The sequence below is a fragment of the Acidovorax sp. genome (assembly GCF_046294525.1).
Classification (GTDB): Bacteria; Pseudomonadota; Gammaproteobacteria; order Burkholderiales; family Burkholderiaceae_C; genus Acidovorax.
Genome location: NZ_JBKBKQ010000013.1, coordinates 73,340 through 92,810 on the forward strand (window position 1 = coordinate 73,340; position 19,471 = coordinate 92,810).

At 67.5% G+C, this 19,471-nt stretch carries 21 protein-coding genes; 16 read left to right on the plus strand and 5 right to left on the minus strand.

All coding sequences use genetic code 11. The features are described from left to right. The first annotated feature begins 53 nt into the window (after nt 1–53). Genes ACK4HJ_RS13475 through ACK4HJ_RS13500 form a run of 6 tightly spaced genes read left to right on the plus strand, consistent with a single transcriptional unit; the run spans nt 54 to nt 7,019 of the window. Nucleotides 54–2,405 carry a bifunctional salicylyl-CoA 5-hydroxylase/oxidoreductase gene (locus ACK4HJ_RS13475; protein WP_409832333.1) on the plus strand — a complete coding sequence of 784 codons (2,352 nt, stop codon included), beginning with the start codon at nt 54–56 and terminating at the stop codon, nt 2,403–2,405. A gap of 9 nt (nt 2,406–2,414) precedes the next feature. Beyond that, a complete protein-coding gene (locus tag ACK4HJ_RS13480) occupies nt 2,415–2,906 on the plus strand; it encodes a MarR family winged helix-turn-helix transcriptional regulator (RefSeq protein ID WP_291507263.1) in 492 nt (163 codons plus the stop codon). Beyond that, nucleotides 2,903–3,757 carry an enoyl-CoA hydratase family protein gene (locus tag ACK4HJ_RS13485; RefSeq protein WP_409832336.1) on the plus strand — a complete coding sequence of 285 codons (855 nt, stop codon included), beginning with the start codon at nt 2,903–2,905 and terminating at the stop codon, nt 3,755–3,757. Before ACK4HJ_RS13480 ends, ACK4HJ_RS13485 begins: the two co-directional genes overlap by 4 nt. Before the next feature lie 4 nt (nt 3,758–3,761). Beyond that, nucleotides 3,762–4,958, plus strand: a complete 1,197-nt coding sequence (locus ACK4HJ_RS13490; protein ID WP_409832339.1) for an acyl-CoA dehydrogenase family protein — start codon at nt 3,762–3,764, stop codon at nt 4,956–4,958. 4 nt (nt 4,959–4,962) lie between these two features. Continuing rightward, complete coding sequence (locus ACK4HJ_RS13495; RefSeq protein ID WP_409832342.1) at nt 4,963–6,618, plus strand: AMP-binding protein; 1,656 nt, start codon at nt 4,963–4,965, stop codon at nt 6,616–6,618. A 2-nt stretch (nt 6,619–6,620) separates the two neighbouring features. Continuing rightward, nucleotides 6,621–7,019: a RidA family protein gene (locus tag ACK4HJ_RS13500; RefSeq protein ID WP_015012337.1), complete on the plus strand. Its 399-nt coding sequence runs from the start codon at nt 6,621–6,623 to the stop codon at nt 7,017–7,019. On the opposite strand, the gene ACK4HJ_RS13505 is transcribed toward ACK4HJ_RS13500, so the two are convergent. Further along, nucleotides 6,964–7,932 (minus strand): EamA family transporter, encoded by a 969-nt coding sequence (locus ACK4HJ_RS13505; protein ID WP_409832344.1) that lies wholly within the window; start codon nt 7,930–7,932, stop codon nt 6,964–6,966. The two genes, ACK4HJ_RS13500 and ACK4HJ_RS13505, sit on opposite strands and share 56 nt — an antisense overlap. Nucleotides 7,933–8,029: 97 nt before the next feature. On the opposite strand from ACK4HJ_RS13505, the gene ACK4HJ_RS13510 reads away from it, so the two are divergent. The 3 genes from ACK4HJ_RS13510 to arsC are packed head-to-tail and all read left to right on the plus strand — an operon-like array spanning nt 8,030 to nt 9,602. After that, nucleotides 8,030–8,491 carry an Lrp/AsnC family transcriptional regulator gene (locus ACK4HJ_RS13510; protein WP_409832346.1) on the plus strand — a complete coding sequence of 154 codons (462 nt, stop codon included), beginning with the start codon at nt 8,030–8,032 and terminating at the stop codon, nt 8,489–8,491. Continuing rightward, nucleotides 8,491–9,156: a DUF1045 domain-containing protein gene (locus ACK4HJ_RS13515; protein WP_409832347.1), complete on the plus strand. Its 666-nt coding sequence runs from the start codon at nt 8,491–8,493 to the stop codon at nt 9,154–9,156. The genes ACK4HJ_RS13510 and ACK4HJ_RS13515 overlap by 1 nt, the downstream gene beginning before the upstream one ends. 53 nt (nt 9,157–9,209) lie before the next feature. After that, the gene (gene arsC / locus ACK4HJ_RS13520; RefSeq protein ID WP_409832349.1) at nt 9,210–9,602 is read left to right on the plus strand and encodes an arsenate reductase (glutaredoxin); all 393 of its coding nucleotides are present in this window, start codon (nt 9,210–9,212) and stop codon (nt 9,600–9,602) included. 68 nt (nt 9,603–9,670) lie between these two features. Here arsC and ACK4HJ_RS13525 read toward each other — a convergent pair whose 3' ends face one another. Beyond that, nucleotides 9,671–10,330: a DNA-3-methyladenine glycosylase I gene (locus tag ACK4HJ_RS13525; protein WP_409832352.1), complete on the minus strand. Its 660-nt coding sequence runs from the start codon at nt 10,328–10,330 to the stop codon at nt 9,671–9,673. Nucleotides 10,331–10,416: 86 nt separating this feature from the next. Between ACK4HJ_RS13525 and ACK4HJ_RS13530 the strand changes: the two genes are divergently transcribed. The 4 genes from ACK4HJ_RS13530 to ACK4HJ_RS13545 are packed head-to-tail and all read left to right on the plus strand — an operon-like array spanning nt 10,417 to nt 13,612. Then, complete coding sequence (locus ACK4HJ_RS13530) at nt 10,417–11,571, plus strand: aminopeptidase (RefSeq protein ID WP_409832354.1); 1,155 nt, start codon at nt 10,417–10,419, stop codon at nt 11,569–11,571. Nucleotides 11,572–11,584: 13 nt separating this feature from the next. After that, nucleotides 11,585–11,998, plus strand: a complete 414-nt coding sequence (locus tag ACK4HJ_RS13535) for a polyhydroxyalkanoic acid system family protein (protein ID WP_409832357.1) — start codon at nt 11,585–11,587, stop codon at nt 11,996–11,998. A gap of 16 nt (nt 11,999–12,014) precedes the next feature. Beyond that, complete coding sequence (locus ACK4HJ_RS13540) at nt 12,015–12,686, plus strand: nitroreductase (protein ID WP_409832359.1); 672 nt, start codon at nt 12,015–12,017, stop codon at nt 12,684–12,686. A 2-nt stretch (nt 12,687–12,688) separates the two neighbouring features. Then, the gene (locus ACK4HJ_RS13545; RefSeq protein ID WP_409832362.1) at nt 12,689–13,612 is read left to right on the plus strand and encodes a hydroxymethylglutaryl-CoA lyase; all 924 of its coding nucleotides are present in this window, start codon (nt 12,689–12,691) and stop codon (nt 13,610–13,612) included. 76 nt (nt 13,613–13,688) lie between these two features. Here ACK4HJ_RS13545 and ACK4HJ_RS13550 read toward each other — a convergent pair whose 3' ends face one another. Continuing rightward, nucleotides 13,689–13,943, minus strand: coding sequence for an acyl-CoA-binding protein (locus ACK4HJ_RS13550; protein ID WP_409832365.1), 255 nt, complete (start codon nt 13,941–13,943; stop codon nt 13,689–13,691). Nucleotides 13,944–14,092: 149 nt separating this feature from the next. On the opposite strand from ACK4HJ_RS13550, the gene ACK4HJ_RS13555 reads away from it, so the two are divergent. Further along, entirely contained in the window at nt 14,093–15,727 is a 1,635-nt protein-coding gene (locus ACK4HJ_RS13555; RefSeq protein ID WP_409832368.1) for a wax ester/triacylglycerol synthase family O-acyltransferase, read from the plus strand. Nucleotides 15,728–15,756: 29 nt separating this feature from the next. Next, on the plus strand, nt 15,757–16,317 hold the full coding sequence (locus ACK4HJ_RS13560) for a DUF922 domain-containing Zn-dependent protease (RefSeq protein WP_409832371.1): 561 nt from the start codon (nt 15,757–15,759) through the stop codon (nt 16,315–16,317). A 27-nt stretch (nt 16,318–16,344) separates the two neighbouring features. On the opposite strand, the gene ACK4HJ_RS13565 is transcribed toward ACK4HJ_RS13560, so the two are convergent. Continuing rightward, nucleotides 16,345–16,953, minus strand: a complete 609-nt coding sequence (locus ACK4HJ_RS13565; RefSeq protein WP_409832374.1) for a TetR/AcrR family transcriptional regulator — start codon at nt 16,951–16,953, stop codon at nt 16,345–16,347. 89 nt (nt 16,954–17,042) lie between these two features. Here ACK4HJ_RS13565 and ACK4HJ_RS13570 point away from each other — a divergent pair, with 89 nt between their 5' ends. Beyond that, entirely contained in the window at nt 17,043–17,510 is a 468-nt protein-coding gene (locus ACK4HJ_RS13570) for a DUF1348 family protein (protein ID WP_409832375.1), read from the plus strand. Between the two features lie 63 nt (nt 17,511–17,573). Here the strand turns inward: ACK4HJ_RS13570 and ACK4HJ_RS13575 are convergent, their stop codons facing one another. Continuing rightward, the gene (locus tag ACK4HJ_RS13575) at nt 17,574–19,253 is read right to left on the minus strand and encodes a tannase/feruloyl esterase family alpha/beta hydrolase (RefSeq protein WP_409832377.1); all 1,680 of its coding nucleotides are present in this window, start codon (nt 19,251–19,253) and stop codon (nt 17,574–17,576) included. Nucleotides 19,254–19,471: the final 218 nt, after the last annotated feature.

A 19,471-nucleotide genomic window follows, 5' to 3' on the forward strand; every position in this document is an offset into this window, starting at 1 on the left:
GCCGCGGGTAGCCCCCATTGACAGCATTTTGTTTAGGTCTAAACTATTTTTGCATGAACATCCTCTGCATTGGCGGCGGTCCCGCAGGCCTTTACTTTGCCCTGCTGATGAAGCAGCAGAATCCCACGCACCGAGTCACGGTAGTCGAGCGCAACCGGCCGTTCGACACCTTCGGCTGGGGCGTGGTGCTGTCGGACCAGACGCTGGCCAACCTGCAGGCCGCCGACGCGCCCACGGCTGCGCTGATCGGCGATGCGTTCAACCACTGGGACGACATCGAGGTGTTCTTCAAGGGCCGCAGCGTGCGCTCCACCGGCCACGGCTTTTGCGGCATCGGGCGCAAGCGGCTGCTCAACATCCTGCAGGACCGGTGCCTCGCGGTCGGCGTGGAGCTGGTGTTCGAGACCGACGTCACCGATGACCAGCAGCTCGCCGCACAGTACGACGCCGACCTGGTGATCGCGAGCGACGGCCTCAACAGCCGCATCCGCACCCGCTATGCAGCCACCTACCAGCCCGACATCGACCTGCGCCAGTGCCGCTTCGTGTGGCTGGGCACGAAGAAAAAATTCGACGCCTTCACCTTTGCCTTCGAGCAGACCGAGCACGGCTGGTTCCAGGCGCACGCCTACCAGTTCGACGCCGACACCTCCACCTTCATCGTCGAAACACCGGAGGCCTTGTGGAAGGCCCACGGCCTGGACCAGATGGAGCAGCCCGAAGCGATTGCGTTTTGCGAAAAGCTGTTTGCCAAATACCTGGACGGCAACGCGCTCATCAGCAACGCCACACACCTGCGCGGCTCGGCCAACTGGATCCGCTTTCCGCGCGTGATCTGCAACACCTGGGTGCACCGCGAAGCGATTGGCGGCAAGCAGGTGCCCATCGTGCTGATGGGCGATGCGGCGCACACGGCGCACTTCTCGATCGGCAGCGGCACCAAGCTGGCGCTGGAAGATGCCATCGACCTGGCCAACGAGTTCGCTACCGGCTTGGCCGTCGATGAGGTGCTGCAGCACTACGAGGCGCGCCGCAGCGTGGAGGTGCTCAAGATCCAGAACGCCGCACGCAACAGCACCGAGTGGTTCGAGAACGTGGGCCGCTACGCCGGCATGCCCGTCGAGCAGTTCGCGTACTCGCTGCTCACGCGCAGCCAGCGCATCAGCCACGAGAACCTGCGGCTGCGCGACGCCGCGTGGCTGGAGGGCTACGAGGCCTGGCTCGCAGGTGGCAAGGCGGCCGTGCCGCCGATGCTCACGCCGTTTGCGCTCAAGGGCCTCACGCTCAAGAACCGCATCGTCGTCTCCCCCATGGCCACCTACAGCGCGGTCGATGGCGTACCGCAGGACTTCCACCTGGTGCACCTGGGGGCCCGCGCTTTGGGCGGTGCAGCGCTGGTGATGGTCGAGATGACCAGCCCCACGCCCGAGGGCCGCATCACCCCGGCTTGCACGGGCCTGTGGAACGACGCCCAGCAAGCCGCTTTCACGCGCATCGTCCACTTCGTGCACGGCAGCAGCACCGCCAGGATCGGGCTGCAACTGGGCCACAGCGGCCCCAAGGGCTCCACGCGTGTCGGCTGGGAAGGCACGGACGAGCCGCTGGAAACCGGCAACTGGCCCCTGCTGGCCGCCAGCGCCATCGCCTATGGCGCGCAGAACCAGACCCCTGCGGCCATGACCCGTGCCGACATGGACCGCATGACCGGCGCGTTCGTGGACAGCGCCCGCCGCGCCGTGGCCTGCGGCTTTGACTGGCTGGAGCTGCACTGCGCACATGGCTACCTGCTGGCCAGCTTCCTGAGCCCCGCCACCAACCAGCGCACCGATGAATATGGCGGCAGCCTGGACAACCGTTGCCGCTACCCGCTCGAAGTGTTCACCGCGCTGCGCGCCGTGTGGCCTGCCGACAAGCCGATGAGCGTGCGCATCTCGGCCCACGACTGGCTCCCCGATGGCAACACCGCCGACGACGCCATCGCCATCGCGCGCTTGTTCAAGGCCGCAGGCGCCGACCTGATCGACGTGTCCTCCGGCCAGACCACACGCGACTCGCGCCCGGTGTACGGCCGCATGTACCAGACCCCGTTCGCCGACCGCATCCGCAACGAAGTGGGCATTGCCACCATGGCCGTGGGCGCGATCACCGAGGCCGACCACGCCAACAGCATCATCGCCGCCGGCCGGGCCGACCTGTGCGCCATCGCCCGCCCCCACTTGGCCGACCCGGCCTGGACGCTGCACGCGGCCGCACAGCTGAGCCCCGTGGCCGCAGCCCACACCGACTGGCCCGTGCAGTACGCCAGCGGCCGCGACCAGATGCTGCGCGAGATTTCCAAGCAAAAACAGGCCGCAGCGCTTGCCGAACAAGCGCAAGCAGCTACAAAAATTGAAGCAATCGAGTAAGACCTGCATATGGACCTCGAAGCCCGCCTGCACGGCGCCGCCCCCAGCGAACACCCCGAGGCCCTGCGCCTGTGGCTGCGCCTGCTCACCTGCACCCAGCTCATCGAAAAGCAGGTGCGCAGCCAGCTGCGCGCGCAGTTCGACACCACGCTGCCGCGCTTTGACCTGATGGCGCAGCTTGAACGTGCGCCGGACGGCATGAAGATGAAGGAACTCTCGCGCCGCATGATGGTGACCAGCGGCAACATCACCGGTATCACCGACCAGCTCGTGGCCGAGGGGCTGGTCGAGCGCATGGACGTGGAAGGCGACCGCCGCGCCTACCTGGTGCGCCTCACCCCCCAGGGCCGCGAGCAGTTCAACACCATGGCGCGCCAGCACGAGCAATGGATCGTGGAAGCCTTCGCCACGCTGGGCGAGCGCGACATCGCCACCTTGTACCGCCTGCTGGGCAAGGTCAAGGAACACACCCAACACCACTCTCTGGAGACGTCTGAATGAAGCATTTCATCGGGGCGAGCAACCCCATGCGCGAGCAGTTCAACCCGCAGGCCAGCTATGTGGCCGAACATTTCAGCTGGAGTTTCGAAGGCGGCGTCGGCACCGTCACGCTCAACCGGCCCGACCGCAAGAACCCGCTCACCTTCCAGAGCTATGCGGAGCTGCGCGACTTTTTCTACGCGCTGCGCTTTGCCACCGACGTGAAGGCCATCGTCGTCACCGGTGCGGGCGGCAACTTCTGCTCGGGCGGCGACGTGCACGAGATCATCGGCCCGCTCACCACCATGACCATGCCCGAGCTGCTGGAGTTCACGCGCATGACGGGCGACCTGGTCAAGGCCCTGCGCGCCTGCCCGCAGCCCGTGCTGGGCGCTATCGACGGCATCTGCGCCGGCGCGGGCGCGATGATGGCCCTGGCCTGCGACATGCGCTACGGCACCGAAGCCACCAAGACCGCCTTCCTCTTCACCCGCGTGGGCCTGGCAGGCGCCGACATGGGCGCCTGCGCGCTGCTGCCCCGCATGATCGGCCAGGGCCGCGCCAGCGAGCTGCTGTTCACCGGCCGCGCGATGACCGCGCATGAAGGCCTGGCCTGGGGCTTCTTCAACGACCTGTACGAGAGCGCCGACCTGCTGGCCAACGTGCAGGCCACGGCGCGCGCGCTGGCCGACGGCCCTACGTTTGCCCACGGCATGACCAAGACCATGCTGAGCCAGGAATGGAGCATGACCATCGAGCAGGCCATCGAGGCCGAGGCGCAGGCGCAGGCGATCTGCATGCAGACCGAAGATTTCCGGCGCGCGTACGGGGCGTTTGCCGCCAAGCAGAAGCCCGTGTTCCAGGGAGATTGAACCCATGCACGCCGCAACACCCGCCGCGCCCCGCCCGCCCTCTACGGCGCACTTGGCCCTGCCCTTCTTCGACGACGCCCACCGCACACTGGCGGAGGGGCTGGTCCCCTGGGCCGCTGCGCAAGAGGTGGACGAAGCCGACGACCGCGCCGCTTGCCGCGAGTGGGTGAAGCGCCTGGGCGCGGGCGGCTGGCTGCGCTACTGCGTGCCGGCCGCGCACGGCGGCGCGCTGCCTGCTCTGGACTCGCGCGCGCTGGTGCTGCTGCGCGAGACGCTCGCCTACCACTCGCCGCTGGCGGACTTCGCGTTTGCGATGCAGGGGCTGGGCAGCGGCGCGATCACCTTGGCGGGCAGCCCCGCGCAGCAGGCGCACTACCTGCAGGGCGTGGCGCGCGGCGAGCTGATCGCTGCATTTGCGCTTTCCGAGCCCGAGGCGGGGTCGGATGTGGGCGCTATGCAAACCATAGCTGCCCGCGCTCATCCAGAAAGCGCTACCGGCACTTCTTGCTTGAATGGCACGAAGACCTGGATCAGTAACGGTGGCATTGCCGACTTCTACTGCGTGTTCGCCAAGACCGACCCGGCCGGCGGCACGCGCGGCATCAGCGCCTTCATCGTCGATGCCAACACGCCGGGGCTGGACGCTTCGCGCCACATCCACGTGATGGCGCCGCACCCGCTGGCCACGCTGCAGTTCACGGATTGCATCGTGCCTGCGACGGCGCTGCTCGGCGAAGAAAACGGTGGCTTCAAGCTGGCCATGCGCACGCTGGACATCTTCCGCGCATCGGTGGCCGCCGCCGCCCTGGGCATGGCCCGCCGCGCGCTGGCCGAGGCGGTGCACCACGCGCGCCAGCGCCGCATGTTCGGCCAGACGCTCGCCGACTTTCAGCTCACGCAGGCCAAGCTCGGCGAGATGGCGGCGCTGGTGGACAGCGCCGCGCTGCTCACCTACCGCGCGGCCTGGCTGCGTGACACGGGCCAGGCACGCGTGACGGCTGAGGCGGCAATGGCCAAGATGACCGCCACCGAAAACGCCCAGCGTGTGATCGACATGGCGCTGCAGCTGCACGGCGGGCGCGGTGTGGAGGTGGGCAGCAAGGTCGAATCGCTGTACCGCGACATCCGCTCGCTGCGCATCTACGAAGGCGCCACCGAGGTGCAGCAACTCATCATCGGCAAAAGCCTTTTGCAGGAGTGATTTCATGAAGTCCGCCCAGCCCGACCACTTTGTGCACGACCGCCTGCCGCCGCCGGAGGGCTGGCCCATGCTGCGCTACGACCTGCCCGAGCTGCAGATCCCGGACCAGGCCAACCTGGTGCACGCCCTGTTTGATCAGGCCGAGCGCGCCGGCAACATCGACCGCCCGTTTCTGCGCGGCCCGCACCGCACCTACACGTACCGCGATGCCCACGCGGAGGCCGCGCGCATTGCCGAGGTGCTGACCCAGGACCACGGCCTGGTGCCCGGCAACCGCGTGCTGCTGCGCGGCGGCAACACGGTGGAGATGGCGCTGGCCTGGCTGGGCACGGTCTACGCCGGGCTGGTGGCCGTAGCCACCATGCCGCTGCTGCGCGCGGGCGAGCTCTCCAGCATCATCGAGCGCGCGCAGCCAACGCTGGCGCTGTGCGACGGCCGGCTGCTGGGCGAATTGGCGTTGGCGCAGGACCAGCACCCGGTGCTGGCCACCATCGTGCCCTTCCACACCGCGCCCGATCCAGCCGACCTGCTTCAGCGCGCGCAAGCCAAGCCCGGCAGCATGCCGCCTTGCCCCACCGCGGCCGACGACATTGCGCTGATGGCCTTCACCTCCGGCACTACCGGCGCACCCAAGGCCGCCGTGCACACGCACCGCGATGTGCTGGCGGGCTGCGAAGCCTGGCCGCGCCATGTGCTCAAGGCCACGCCCGACGACATCGTGGCCGGGTCGCCGCCGCTGGCGTTCACCTTCGGCCTGGGCGGCTTGCTCTTGTTTCCGATGTGGGCGGGCGCCAGCGTGTACTTTCCGGACCAGCCCTACACCCCTGAAACCATGGTGGTGCTGATGCGCGACGCGGGCGTCACCATCAGCTACACCGCCCCCACGTTCTACCGGCAGATGGCGCCGTTCGCCAAGCAGATCGGCCTGCCGCAGCTGCGCATCAGCGTGAGCGCGGGCGAGGGCCTGCCCGACGCCACGCGCCAGCTGTGGAAGGACGCCACCGGCATCGAGATGACCGACGGCATCGGCGCCACGGAGATGTTCCACATCTTCATCTCCTCGGCCGGCGATGAGGTGCGCCGCGGCGCCATCGGCAAGGTGGTGCCCGGCTACACCGCCAAGGTGGTGGATGACGACGGTAACGAGGTGCCGCGCGGCACGGTGGGCAAGCTCGCGGTGATCGGCCCCACGGGCTGCAAGTACCTTGACGACCCGCGCCAGGCCAAGTACGTGAAGAACGGCTGGAACTACCCCGGCGACGCGTTCGTGCAGGACGCCGATGGTTATTTCTTCTACCAGGCCCGCGACGACGACATGATCATCACCGCCGGCTACAACGTGGGTGGCCCCGAAGTGGAAGACGCCCTGCTGCGCCACCCCGCCGTGGCCGAGTGCGGCGTGATCGGCGTGCCCGACGAGGAGCGCGGCATGGTGGTCAAGGCCATCTGCGTCTTGAAGCCCGGCCACACGGGCGATGCGGTCATGGTCAAGACCTTGCAGGACCATGTGAAGGCCACCATCGCCCCATTCAAATACCCGCGCGTGGTGGAGTTTGTGACCGCACTACCGCGCACCGAAACCGGCAAGCTGCAGCGCTTCAAGCTGCGCCAGGGTGCTGGCGCCTCGCCATCGCCCTCCCCCATAAAAACAACGACATGACGATGAAAAACACCCTTTTGCAGCCCGAAGGCTGGGTCACCCCCAAGGGCTACGCCAACGGCGTGGCCGCACGCGGCACGATGGTCTTCACCGGCGGCCAGATCGGCTGGAATGCGCAGCAGCAGTTTGAGAGCGACGACTTCATCGCCCAGACCAAGCAGACGCTGCTGAACGTGCGCGCGGTGCTGGAAGCCGGTGGCGCAGGCCCCGAACATCTGGTGCGGCTGACCTGGTACGTGACCGACCGCAACGAATACAACAGCCGCTTGAAGGAGCTGGGCGCGGTCTACCGAGAGGTGCTGGGCAAGAACTTTCCGGCCATGGCCTGCGTGCAGGTGGCGGGGCTCATGGAAGAGCGCGCGAAGATCGAGATTGAAGCAACCGCTGTAATCCCGGACTGAGCTTTTCCAGCCACCGCTGCAGCGCTTTCCCGTACAGAATGAACGCCAACGCCGCCCCAATCAACGGCAGCGCGGCAAACACCCAGCCCGTCAGCAGCTCGCCGCCTAGCGCCACGCCCACCAGCAAAGCCACCGCAGGGTTCACGAACGAATAGCTGCCCGCCAGCGCTGCGGAGGTGTTCTGCAGCAGCCACAGATACGCATTGAGCGCCACCAGCGTGCCAAACACCAGCAGATAGACCCACGCCGCCCACGACTTGGCAGTGACCTGGCCCAGGGCCGACAGTGGCTCGAACCACAACGCCACCACCAGCCCCATGGCGCCCCCCGCAAACCACTGCGCGGCCGAGGCCATGGCGGGCGCAGGTAGCGACAGCTTGCGCGATGCATACGAGCCCACGCTCCAGCACAGCGGCGCACCAAAGGCCAGCAGCGCACCGAGCCAGGTGGCCGAGAAATCGCCCTCCAGCGCCAGCAGCAGTGCGCCCACCACGCCCAGCGCCAGACCGATCCAGCTGGTGAAGGGAACCCGCTCGCCACCCCAGCTCGACCACAGTGCCAGCCACATGGGCATGGTGGTGACCACCGTGGCCATGAGGCCCGAGCCGATGCCGAGCTTCTGCGCAAAGCCCATCAGGTTCATGGCCAGGAACACCATGCAGCCGCCCACCACCGCCGAGTTGCGCCACTGCCGTGCCGTGGGCAGGGCGTGGCCTTGCCACAGGGCAATCAGCAGCATCACGCCGCCCGCACACAGGAACCGGATGGCATTCATGAGCAGAGGCGGCATGCTCTGCACCGCTACGCCGATGGCGAAATACGTGGTGCCCCAGACGATGTAGACCAGCAGCAACGCCAGGGCCACCGCCCAGCTGCGCTGTGATTGAGCTTGCGCGTTGAAAATTGCCGGCATATTCTTCACCTGACCGAATAATTTATGGAAACCGCGAGGTTTTCGGAATTTTTACCAAAATCCAGCGGCTATGCAAGCAAATATTCAGACAGATGAGATGGACGCCAGAATTATTTCGGCGCTAGGGACGGATGGCCGACGTTCGTACGCCGATGTGGGGGCGGAAGTGGGGCTGTCTACCGCCGCAGTGCACGAGCGGGTGAAGAAGATGCTGGACAAGGGCGTGATCCGCCGTTTTTCCATCAGCGTGGAGCCAGAGCGTGTGGGGCTGAACTTCACAGCGTTCGTGGCCATTCGCAACGATGGCGGCGCGCACTGCCGCGACATTGCGCCGCGCCTGCGCGCCATACCCCAGGTGGAAGAGTTGCACAGCGTGGCCGGCGAGCACGACTTCCTGGCCAAAATCCGCACCACGCACGCACGTGGGCTGGAAGACGTGCTCTACCAGATCAAGGCGATTCCGGGCGTGGCGCGCACCACCAGCACCGTGGTGCTGAACACCGAGTTTGAGGACCGGCCGCTGGACCTGGGGTGGATGGGTGGGGGCAAAGGCCCGTGATGCCCACCACCGGAGCCTTCCGCTATGCCATCTGCTACGCACCCAACCCCGGCAGCCTGGGCTGGCTGGCCGGCAGCCACTGGCTGGGCCGCTGCGCGGCCTTGCTGCGGCCGCTGGAGCAGCTTGCCATCGACGGTGTGGCCGCCGATGATCTACACCGGCTGACGGCCGCGCCGCGCCGCATGGGATGGCAGGCACCGCTGCTGCCGCCGTTTGCGCTGGCACCTGGCACCGACTGGCTGGACCTGCACCAGGCGGTGCAGCGGCTGGCCCACAGCCTCGCACCCTGCGCGCTGCCGCCGTTGCATGTGGAGCGCCTGGGCGATTGTCTGGCGCTGGTGCCTGCAGCGCGCCACGCGGTCAACACCCGCCTGGAACAGACCGCCGCGGCCTGCCGCGCGGAGTTGCAACCGCTGATGGCGGCCGCTGCCGCGCAGGGCATGGACGATGCGTTGCCCGCGTCAGACAGCTTCCGCTTCCACCTTCCGCTGACTGGCAGCCTGGCGCAGCTGGATGCCGCCACCCAGGCCTATGTGCTGGATGCCGCGCAGGACTTCTTTGCCGACCTGCCGGTGCTGACCTTCAACAGCCTGGCCCTGTTTGCCGAGCCCTCACCGGGCGCGGACTTTGTGTTGCTGGACCACGTGGAGATGGCAGCCGCCTGACCTGCCTTCCCTACGCCTGCCACGCTTTCAGACTCTGAAACCCGCTCTTGCCCATGGCCCACGTCACCATCTATCACAACCCTCGCTGCGGCACATCGCGCAACACACTGGCCCTGATCCGCAACAGCGGCATCGAGCCCGAGGTCATCGAGTACCTGAAGACGCCGCCCGACCGCGCCACCCTCACGGCCCTGATCGCTGCCACCGGCCAGCCGGTGCGGGACGCCGTACGCGCCAAAGAGGCCGTGTTTGACGACCTGCAGTTGGGTGCCCCCGGCGTGACCGATGCGCAGCTCATCGACGCCATGCTGGCGCACCCCATCCTCATCAATCGGCCCATCGTGGTCACCCCGCTGGGCACGCGGCTGTGCCGCCCTTCGGAGCTTGTGCTGGACATCCTGCCCGCACCGCAGCGCGGGCCCTTGAGCAAGGGATGTCCTCCATAACTCCCTGCGGTCCGTGATAGCGCGGCCTCAAGCGGTCCGCTTCCACCCGCAAGCCCCCTCAAGCCACCTCAGGGCCGCGTGAACGCCGCCCTCGCCCGCAGCGCCTGCGCGCGCGCAGGGCAGCCCTCCAGGTGGTCGTTGACCAGGCCCATGGCCTGCATGAAGGCATACACGGTGGTGGGGCCCACAAAACTCCATCCGCGTTTCTTGAGGTCCTTGGACATGGCGATGGATGCGGCCGAGGTGGACAGCGTGCGTGCCACCTCGCGCGTGAGGTGCGCGGGCCGCTCGTGTGGCGCGGGCTCGTAGCGCCACGCGTAGTGGGCCAGCGAGCCGAACTCGCGCCGCAGCTCCAGCACGCGCCGTGCGTTGTTGATGGTGGACTCGATCTTGCCCCGGTGGCGCACGATGGCGGCGTCCTGCACCAGCCGCTCCACGTCGGCCGGGCCAAAGGCTGCGACTTGGTCGGCGTCGAAGTGGGCAAACGCAGCGCGAAAGCCCTCGCGCTTGTTCAGGATGGTGAGCCAGCTCAGGCCTGACTGAAAGCCCTCCAAGCAGATCTTCTCGAACAGCCTGCGGTCGTCCGCCACCGGAAATCCCCACTCGGTATCGTGGTAGTGGCGGTACAGCGGCGTCGCCTGGCACCAAGTGCAGCGCGGCGTGCCCGCGTCGTCGGCAAACAGGCCTTCCGGCAGGGTGGCGGCGTGCAGGTTGAGGTCGGTGGTCATGCGGCGATTCTAGAAACGGCCCTCGCCACGCTGCTGACACCCCGGCGCCGTCAGCGCCTCACACGCGGTGCCCATAAACTGCCCGTATGCGTCCGCCTTTTCTTCGTCGCCTGCGGCCCCTGGCCGCCTTGCTGCTCAGCCTTGTGCTTACGGGCTGTGCCAGCACCACCGGCCCCACCAGCACCCTGGGGTACTACTGGCAGTCCCTGCGGGGGCACATGCACCTGATGCAGGCGGCCGAACCCATTGACCGCTGGATCGCGCGCGAGGACATTGCGCCGGCGCTGCGCGAGCGGCTCCAGCTCGCGCAGCGCGCCCGCGCGTTTGCGGTGGCCGAGCTGGGCCTGCCCGACAACGCCAGCTACCGCCGCTATGCCGACCTGAAGCGCCCCGCCGCCGTGTGGAACGTGGTGGCGGCACCGCCGTTTGCGCTCACCCTGCACACCTGGTGTTTTCCGGTGACGGGCTGCATCGGCTACCGCGGCTACTTCACCGAGGCCGACGCCCAGGCCGAGGCGGCCGTGCTGGCCGCCCAGGGGCTGGAGGTGGAGGTGTATGGCGTGCCTGCGTATTCGACCCTGGGCTACATGAACTGGGCGGGCGGCGACCCCTTGCTGTCCACCTTCATCGGCTGGCCCGAGGGCGACTTCGTGCGCTTGCTGTTTCACGAACTGGCCCACCAGGTGGTCTATGCGCAGAACGACACGCTGTTCAACGAGTCGTTTGCCACGGCGGTGGAGCGCATCGGCAGCGCACGCTGGCTGGCCACCCAGTCCACCCCCGAGGCGCGCGAGGCCTTTGCAATCAGCGAGGCGCGGCGCAGCGCGTTCCGCGCGCTGACGCGGGCCGCACGCGCACGGCTGGCGGCGGTTTATGAACAAAAAGAGGCTCCAGCGCTTACTGAACAAGCGCTGACAGCTATGAAAAAAGAAGCAATGCAAGCCTTCTATGACGACTACGCCGCGCTGCGCACCCAGTGGCTGAACCCGCCCGGCGGCGCCGCACCGCTGGCCACCACGGCGCAGGTGGCGGGCTATGACCGCTGGGTGGCCAAGGCCAACAACGCCAGCTTTGCCGCGCAGGCTGCGTATGACGAACTGGTTCCTGCGTTCGAGGCCTTGTTCGAGCGCGAAGGCCGCGATTGGCCCCGGTTTTATGATGCGGTGCGACAGCTCACCCGCCAACCTCTGCCACAGCGCCACGACACCCTGCGCGCGTTGGTGGCCCCCAAGAATCCCTGAGGAGACCCGCCCCATGCCCGACATCCACATCCACCGCGAACACGACCTGGGTTTTGCGCAGGCCCGCAAGATCGCCTTCTCGTGGGCCGAGCAGGCCGAGGCCAAGTTCGACATGGAGTGCACCTACGAAGAAGGCGACACCGAGGACACGCTGTATTTCACGCGGTCCGGCGTCAAGGGCACCCTGCTAGTGGATGCCCGCCAGTTCGAGATGAAAGCCCAGCTGGGTTTTCTGTTCGGCGCGTTCAAGGACCGCATCGAGGCCGAGATCGGCGAGCAGCTAGACGCCCTGCTCAGCGCACCCAAGCCGGCTGCCAAGAAGGCCAAGGCGGCCAAAACGCCAGCACCAGCACCGGCACATGCCGCCGACAAAAAACCGGCCAAGGCCTCCGCCGCCAAGCCTGCAGTCAAGGCCAAGAAGGCCTGACCGCCCGCGCAACGGCATGACCGCCTTCGACACCCTGAGCGGCCTGCTGCACAGCCGCTACAGCTGCCGCGCCTTTCTGCCCACACCAGTGCAGCGCGCCACCATCGAGCAAGTGCTCGCCACGGCGCAGCGCACTGCGTCGTGGTGCAACGCGCAGCCCTGGCAGCTCACCATCGCGAGCGGCGCCACACTGGCACGCCTGCGCGACGCGCTGGCCGCAGCCGTGCCCTCCACCCCACCCACACCCGACCTGCCCTGGCCCCGCGAATACCGCGGCGTGTACCAGGAGCGGCGGCGCGAATGCGGCTATGGCCTGTACGACGCCGTGGGCATTGCCCGGGGCGACCGTGCCGCGTCGGCCCGGCAGGCGGCGCAAAACTTCACCATGTTCGGCGCGCCGCACGTGGCCATCGTCAGCAGCGACGAGGCTCTGGGCGTGTACGGCGCCGTGGACTGCGGCGCCTACGTGAGCAACTTCATGCTGGCCGCCCACAGCCTGGGCATTGCCTGCATCGCGCAGGCCGCGCTGGCAGCCTACCCGACCGTGCTGCGGGAGGTGCTGGGCATCGCCGCAGACCGCAGCATCGTGTGCGCCATCTCGTTCGGCCATGCCGATCCGCAGCATCCGGCCAACCAGTTCCGCACCGCACGGGCCGATGTGACCGAGGCGGTGGAATGGAAGGACTGAGCATGGCCACACCCGACGCCGTGCTCATCAGCGAGGTCGGCCCGCGCGACGGCCTGCAGTCCGTCCAGGCCACCATGCCCACCGCCGACAAGCTGCGCTGGATCGACGCGCTGGTGGCCGCCGGGCTGCGCGAGATCGAGGTCGGCTCTTTCGTGCCCGCCCGCTTGCTGCCGCAAATGGCCGACGTGGCCGAGGTGGTGCGGCACGCGCTCACCCACCCCAGCATCACTGTGATGGCGCTGGCACCCAACCTGCGCGGCGCCGAGGCCGCCCTGGCTGCAGGCGTGCACAAGGTCACGCTGCCCGTGTCGGCCAGTGCAGCGCATTCGCTGGCCAACGTGCGCAAGACGCGCGAGGCCATGGTGGACGAAGTGCGCGCAGTGGCCCGGCTGCGCGATGCGCAGGCGCCCGGCATGCTCGTGGAGGTTGGCCTGTCCACCGCCTTTGGCTGCACGCTGCAGGGTGCCGTGCCAGAGGACGATGTGATCTGGCTGGCGGGCCTGTGCGCCGAGGCCGGAGCCGACGAGGTGGGTCTTTCAGACACCACCGGCATGGCCAACCCCGCCCAGGTGCGCCGGTTGTTCACACGCCTGCGTGCCGCGCTGGGCGACAAGGCCGGCGCGGCCCACATGCACAACACCCGGGGCCTGGGCCTGGCCAACTGCCTGGCGGCCTACGACGTGGGCGTGCGCACCTTTGATGCATCGCTGGGCGGCCTGGGCGGCTGCCCGTATGCGCCGGGCGCGTCGGGCAACGTGGTCACCGAAGACCTGGTGTTCATGTTCGAGGCCATGGGCATTGCCACGGGTGTGGACCTGGAGCGCCTGATGGCCGCGCGCGCACCGCTGCAGGCCGGGCTGCCGGGGGAGCCGATCTACGGCATGACGCCGGAAGCGGGGTTGCCCAAAGGTTGGACGCAGGCTTAGCCTCTGATTGCCTGCATCCAAAGAAAAGGGCGACCGAGGTCGCCCTTTTCCGTTTTCTTTGGAGAGAACCGCCGTATCAGCTCAGCGAGGCGATCAGGTCCACATACTGCTGCTTGGCGTCGTCGGCACTGGTGCCCTTGAGCTTCTCCCACGCGTCCCACTTGGCGCGGCCCACCATGTCGGAGAAGCTGGGCTTCTTCTCGGTGTTGTCACCGGCAGTGGCCTGCTTGTACAGCGCGTAGATCTTGAGCAGCGTGGCGTTGTCGGGGCGCTCGCTGAGGTTCTTGGAATTGGCCACAGCGGCTTCGAAAGTGGCGTTCAGGTCGGCCATGTCGGGTGCTCCTTGGATTTGCAGGGGGGGAGGGAAAGAACGGTGTCGGCAACGGATTGCTGCGCGGTATCTTACGGTCTGCACACCGCCGGAGGCGGTGGCATCCATAGAGGCAAGCCCCCAAAACAACCACAACAGGTGTACATCCGATGGTGACCCGCATACCCGCCCCTGGCGCCGCTGCCGCCCAGGGCCCCGCCAGCCGACTGCGCCAGGTGCGCGCGCAGGCCCCCGAAGTCGCCCGGAAAGCCGCCCAGGCTCTGCCCCCGGCCGCCCGCAAGGCCGCCACTGTGGTGCAGAAGAACGTGCGCCGTGCAGCCACCGGCATGCTCGGCCTGTCGGGCGAGCGCATGACCAAGGTGGACACCGCCTGGCTGCGCATGGACTCCACCAGCAACCTGATGATGATCAACGGCGTATGGACGCTGGCGCCCGGCATCCGCTGGGAGGCCCTGTGCGAACGCGTGCAGCAACGCCTGCTGCAGTACCCCCGCTTTCGCCAGCGCGTGGTGGAAGATGCGGCCGGCGCCACCTGGGTGGAGGACAAGAACTTCGACATCGCCGCCCATGTGCTGCGCGAAACACTGCCGTATCAGCCCGGCCACAGCATGCAGCGCGCGCTGCAGGACCGCGTGGGCGCGCTGGCCATGCAACCGCTGGACACCCGCCGGCCGCTGTGGCAGATGCACCTGATCGAAGACTTTGTGGGCGACGACGGCAAGCCGGGCAGCGCGCTCATCGTGCGCATCCACCACTGCATTGCCGACGGCATCGCGCTGATCTCGGTGACCATGTCCATCGTGGACGGCGGCGCCGAGCCGCCCAAGCGCACCCGCAAGGAGCGCGAACAGGCCGCCACGGCCGAGGACTGGATTGCGGACGCCCTTATCAAACCGTTCACCGACATGACCGTGAAGGCGCTGGACCTGGCCGGTGACGGCGCGGCCAAGTCGTTCAAGATGCTGAGCGACCCTGAGAAAACCGTGCACCACGGCCTGGCCGGCACCATGGACATGGCCCGCGTGGCCTACCAGTTGATGAGTGACGCTGCCGCGCTGGCACTCATGCCCGACGACTCGCCCACGCGCCTGAAGGGCCAGCCTGGCAGCGCCAAACGTGTGGCCTGGTGCCCGCCCATCCCGCTCGAAGAGGTCAAGGCCATCGGCAAGGCGCTCAACTGTTCCATAAACGATGTGCTGCTGTCGTGCGTGGCCGGCGCCATCGGCGGCTACCTGCGCAGCCAGGGCGACGACCCCACGGGCCAGGAGATCCGCGCCATGATCCCGGTGAACCTGCGTCCCATGGAAGAAGCGTGGAAGCTGGGCAACCGCTTTGGCTTGGTGCCGCTGGTGCTTCCGATTGGCGTGGCCAACCCCATCGAGCGGGTGTACGAGGTGCGCAAGCGCATGAGCGCGCTCAAAGGCAGCACCCAGCCCATCCTGGCGTTTGCCATGCTGGCCGTGGCGGGGCTGATGATCAAGCCCGCGCAGGACGCGCTGCTCAACCTGTTTGGGCGCAAGACCACGGCCGTGATGACCAACGTGCCCGGCCCCAAGGAGCAGCTCACGCTGTGCGGGTCGCGCGTCACGCAGTGCATGTTTTGGGTACCGCAGTCGGGCGACATCGGCCTGGGGGTGTCCATCCTCAGCTACGGCGGCGGCGTGCAGTTTGGTGTGATCACCGACACCACCTTGTGCCCCGAGCCGCAGCAGATCATCGATGCCTTCGCGCCCGAGTTTGACCAGCTGTCGCTGCTGACGCTGATGCTGCCCTGGGGCGAATGACTGGCTTCGCACCCCTACGACTCCGCGCCTTGGCACACCGGGCGTGTGCAATCGCATTGCTGCTGTGCGCCTGCGGCGTACACGCGGAGGTGCAGGAAGAAAACATCCAGCGGCCCTACGTGGTGCGCGCCCAGCCGGGTGAGAGCCTGCGCGCGGCCTTGCATGCCGCCACCCCCATTACGGTGGGCGGGCAGCGCTTTCATGGCTATACCCGCTGGAACGTGCGCTGGACCTTCCGCTGGTGGCGCGAAGCCTCGGGTCGCTGCGCGATCACGGAGGTCACCACCCGGCTGCACACCGAGGTGCAACTGCCCGAGCTGCAAGCCGCAAGCCCCGAGCAACAAGCGGCTTTTGACCGGTACCTGCGGGCCCTGTCCGTCCACGAGCAGGGCCATGTACAGATCGGCCGCGATGCCGCGCAGGCTATCGACCAGGGCATCCGCCAGATGCCTGCAGCGTCCGATTGCGCCACGCTGGAACGCGAAGCCAATGCCCTGGGCCACCGGCTGCTGCAGGACCATGTGGCACGCGAAAAGCAATACGACCAGCGCACCCGCCACGGCGCCACGCAAGGCGCGCGGCTGGACTGAGTGCACAGGCTGAGGCCAGTAGAGGTCTTAGCGCTTGCGTTGCACAGGCGCTGCCACCAGCCCATCCGTCAGGCGGGACACCGCGGCCACCACCTCAGCCACGGGCTCGCCCATCTGTACACGCACGATGGCCCCCTCCACCACCAGGGTGAGTGCCTGTGCAATCGGCGCACGGTGGGCCGACGCAGGCAGCAAGCCCGCCAGCAACGCCGTCATGTCGCGCTTGTGGCGCTGTGCGATCTCCAGCACCTCGGGCACGGTGTCTCCCAGTTCACTCACGCTGTTGATGAAGGCGCAGCCCCGAAAGTGCTCGCTGCCCAACCACTCCGCCAGGGCAGGCGCCAAGGCCCGCGTGCGGTCGGTGCCTGCAGGCAGCGCGTGCGCATGGCGCTGCAGCGCGTCGGCAAACCAGGCCATCCAGCCCGTGTGCCGGTACTCCAGATACGCACAGATCAGGTCGTTCTTGCTCGGGAAATGCCGGTAGAAGGTCACCTTCGTCACGCCGGACTCCGCGATAACACGGTCGATGCCCGTGGCACGGATTCCATCCCGGTAGAACAGCGCATGTGCCGTGTGCAGCAGGCGGTCTCGGGCGGGCAGGTCTTGCCAGCCAGGGGGGAGTGGATCAAAGGTCATTTGCTCATTGTAGACAAACCTGTCTACATAGCCTCATGATGGCGAGTAGACAGACTTGTCTACATCATCCCTTCACCTTCGAGGTCCCCATGGAAACACGCCCTCCCTTGCCCCCCTTTACACAACACACCGCCGTCCAGAAGGTGCGCCTGGCCGAAGACGGCTGGAACTCGCGCGACCCAGCCCGCGTGGCCCTGGCCTACACCGAAGACACACGCTGGCGCAACCGCGCCGAGTTCCCCGTGGGCCGCGACGCCGCCCGACAGCTGCTGGAGCGCAAGTGGGCGCGCGAACTGGACTACCGCCTCGTCAAGGAGCTGTGGGCGTTCAGCGGCCACCGCATTGCCGTGCGTTTTGCCTACGAATGGCATGACGACGCGGGCCAGTGGTACCGCAGCTACGGCAACGAGAACTGGGAGTTCAACGACGACGGTCTGATGGCCGTGCGCCACGCGAGCATCAACGACCGCCCCATCCAGGCTGCAGACCGGTTGTTCTTCTGGCCCCTGGGGCGCCGGCCGGACGACCACCCGGGGCTGAGCGACCTGGGGCTGTAAACCCGCAGACCGCATGCAGCAAGGACACACCCTGGGGGCGAGCCCTTGCTGGGCGCACCGCGCTCAGGTGGCCGAGCAGCTGAAGCTCTCGGCCTTGGCCGGATCGCCCGTGCCGTTGTAGCGCGGGAACTTCGGAAACTCGCACACCGGGCGCTGGGCCACGGGGGTGCTGGTGCCGGGTGCGAACTTAGTGGCCACCAGCTTGTCGGGCGCCGTGCCTTTTTCCACCCAGGCGTCCATGGCGGCCAGCAGGTCGATGGAGCGGGGCTCGGTGCCCGCGCCGTCCAGGTCATGCCCGTTGGACGGCGATGTGACCATGCGCGCGAAGCTCTGCATCTTGCTGGCGCCCAGGCGCTGCTTCACCGTGTCCAGGTATTCCGCCGTGCGGTACACCGACACGCAGGTGTCCCCCACGCCGTACCAGATCAGCAGCTTGCCGCCGTTGTCGGCAAATGCGCCAATGTCGGGGTCGGTGCCGTCAATCATCTCGGCCAGGCGGCGGTATTGGGCCTGGTACTGCATCGGGTCGTGGGTCAGGATGTTGGCGTCGGGGTTGCCCTCCACCAGGCGCGCAGCCGCCGTGACGGCCATGTGGTTGAACGAATCGGGCGCATCAAAGCTGGTGCCGAACATGTACGCCTGCCAGTCGGACGTGGATGCGCCGCCCCGGCCAAAGCGCGGGTAGCCCACCGCACCGCGGGACAGGGTGACGGGCGTGCTTTGGTCGCTGTAGATGAGGCGGATGGACTCTATCTGCCCGGCGGTCAAGCAGCTGTCGTTGTCGGCGCCCTGGCACAGCAGGTCGGTGGGTACATAGTTGCACGCTTCGACGTTGCCGATGATGTCGTCCTTCAGGCCATCCAAGCCATCACATGCAGCCGTCTCGGCCTTGGCATACAGCGCGATCTTGGCGGGGCTCATCCAGTTGTCGCGGCTCTTGAAGATGTGGCGCAGCACCGTGGGGCCGAGGTTGACCTGGTGCGCCTGCTGGGCGATGGCGGGCTCCATGGCCACCACGCCGTCGTAGTCCTTGGGGTATTTCTGCGTGGAGATCAGGCCTGAGCGCCCGCCGTTGGAATGGCCCATGTGGTAGCGCCGCACGGGGCGCTTGCCATAGAACTCGGTGGCAATGGCGGTGCCAACTTCGAGCACAAAGTGGTTGGCATCGAACGCATGGTTGCGCAGCGCCACATCACTGTTGCCCCAGGCAAAGCCCTGGATCTGGTGGCCCGAGTCGGAGCTGATCTTCACGTACGGATTGGCCGAGGGGCCCACGAGATGCTGGTACCAGGGGTCATCGGTGGGAATGAAGCCGTCGAAGCCGCCGCCGCCAATGGTCAGCGTCTTGCCGTTCCACTGCGCCAGGGTGGGCAGTTCCACGGCCCAGTGGATAGTGGACTCGGGGGACGAGACGATCTGCCCGCGCACGATGCACACGTCGGGCAACGTGCCCTCGGCCTTGCGCAACTCGGTGCGGGTGACCTTGGCGGCGTGGGGCAAGGCCGTAGAGGCATAGGCGGCGTGGGGCAAGGCCGTAGAGGCATAGGCGGCGCAGGCTTCGGCCAGCGGCTTGCTGGCCAGCGGCGGATTGGCGTCGCTGCCGCCACCGCAGGCGGTGAGCGCCAGGGCGGCTACGGCGCCCAGACCGCCCAGGGCACGGGCGGGCCACCGGGCTGCGGCGGGTTCGGCGTGTGCGGCGCGGCGAAGGTGCGCCACGACGGCGCGGGAGGGTGTCGGGAACATGCGTGAAGTCTCCTGTGGTGTGTTGTTTTCAGGAGGCCGGGATCGCGGCGGCCCCGCCACCGCAGACTCTCGGACTCCGGTGCGGACGATAGAAAAAGAACACGCCGCTGCAGCCTCTGCAAATGCAGAGGGAGCGGGAAACTACCGAGCCCGCGCGGCAAGCGGGCCACAAAAGAACCTGTTCACGATCTCTCTGCAAGATCGTGAGCAGACTCCAG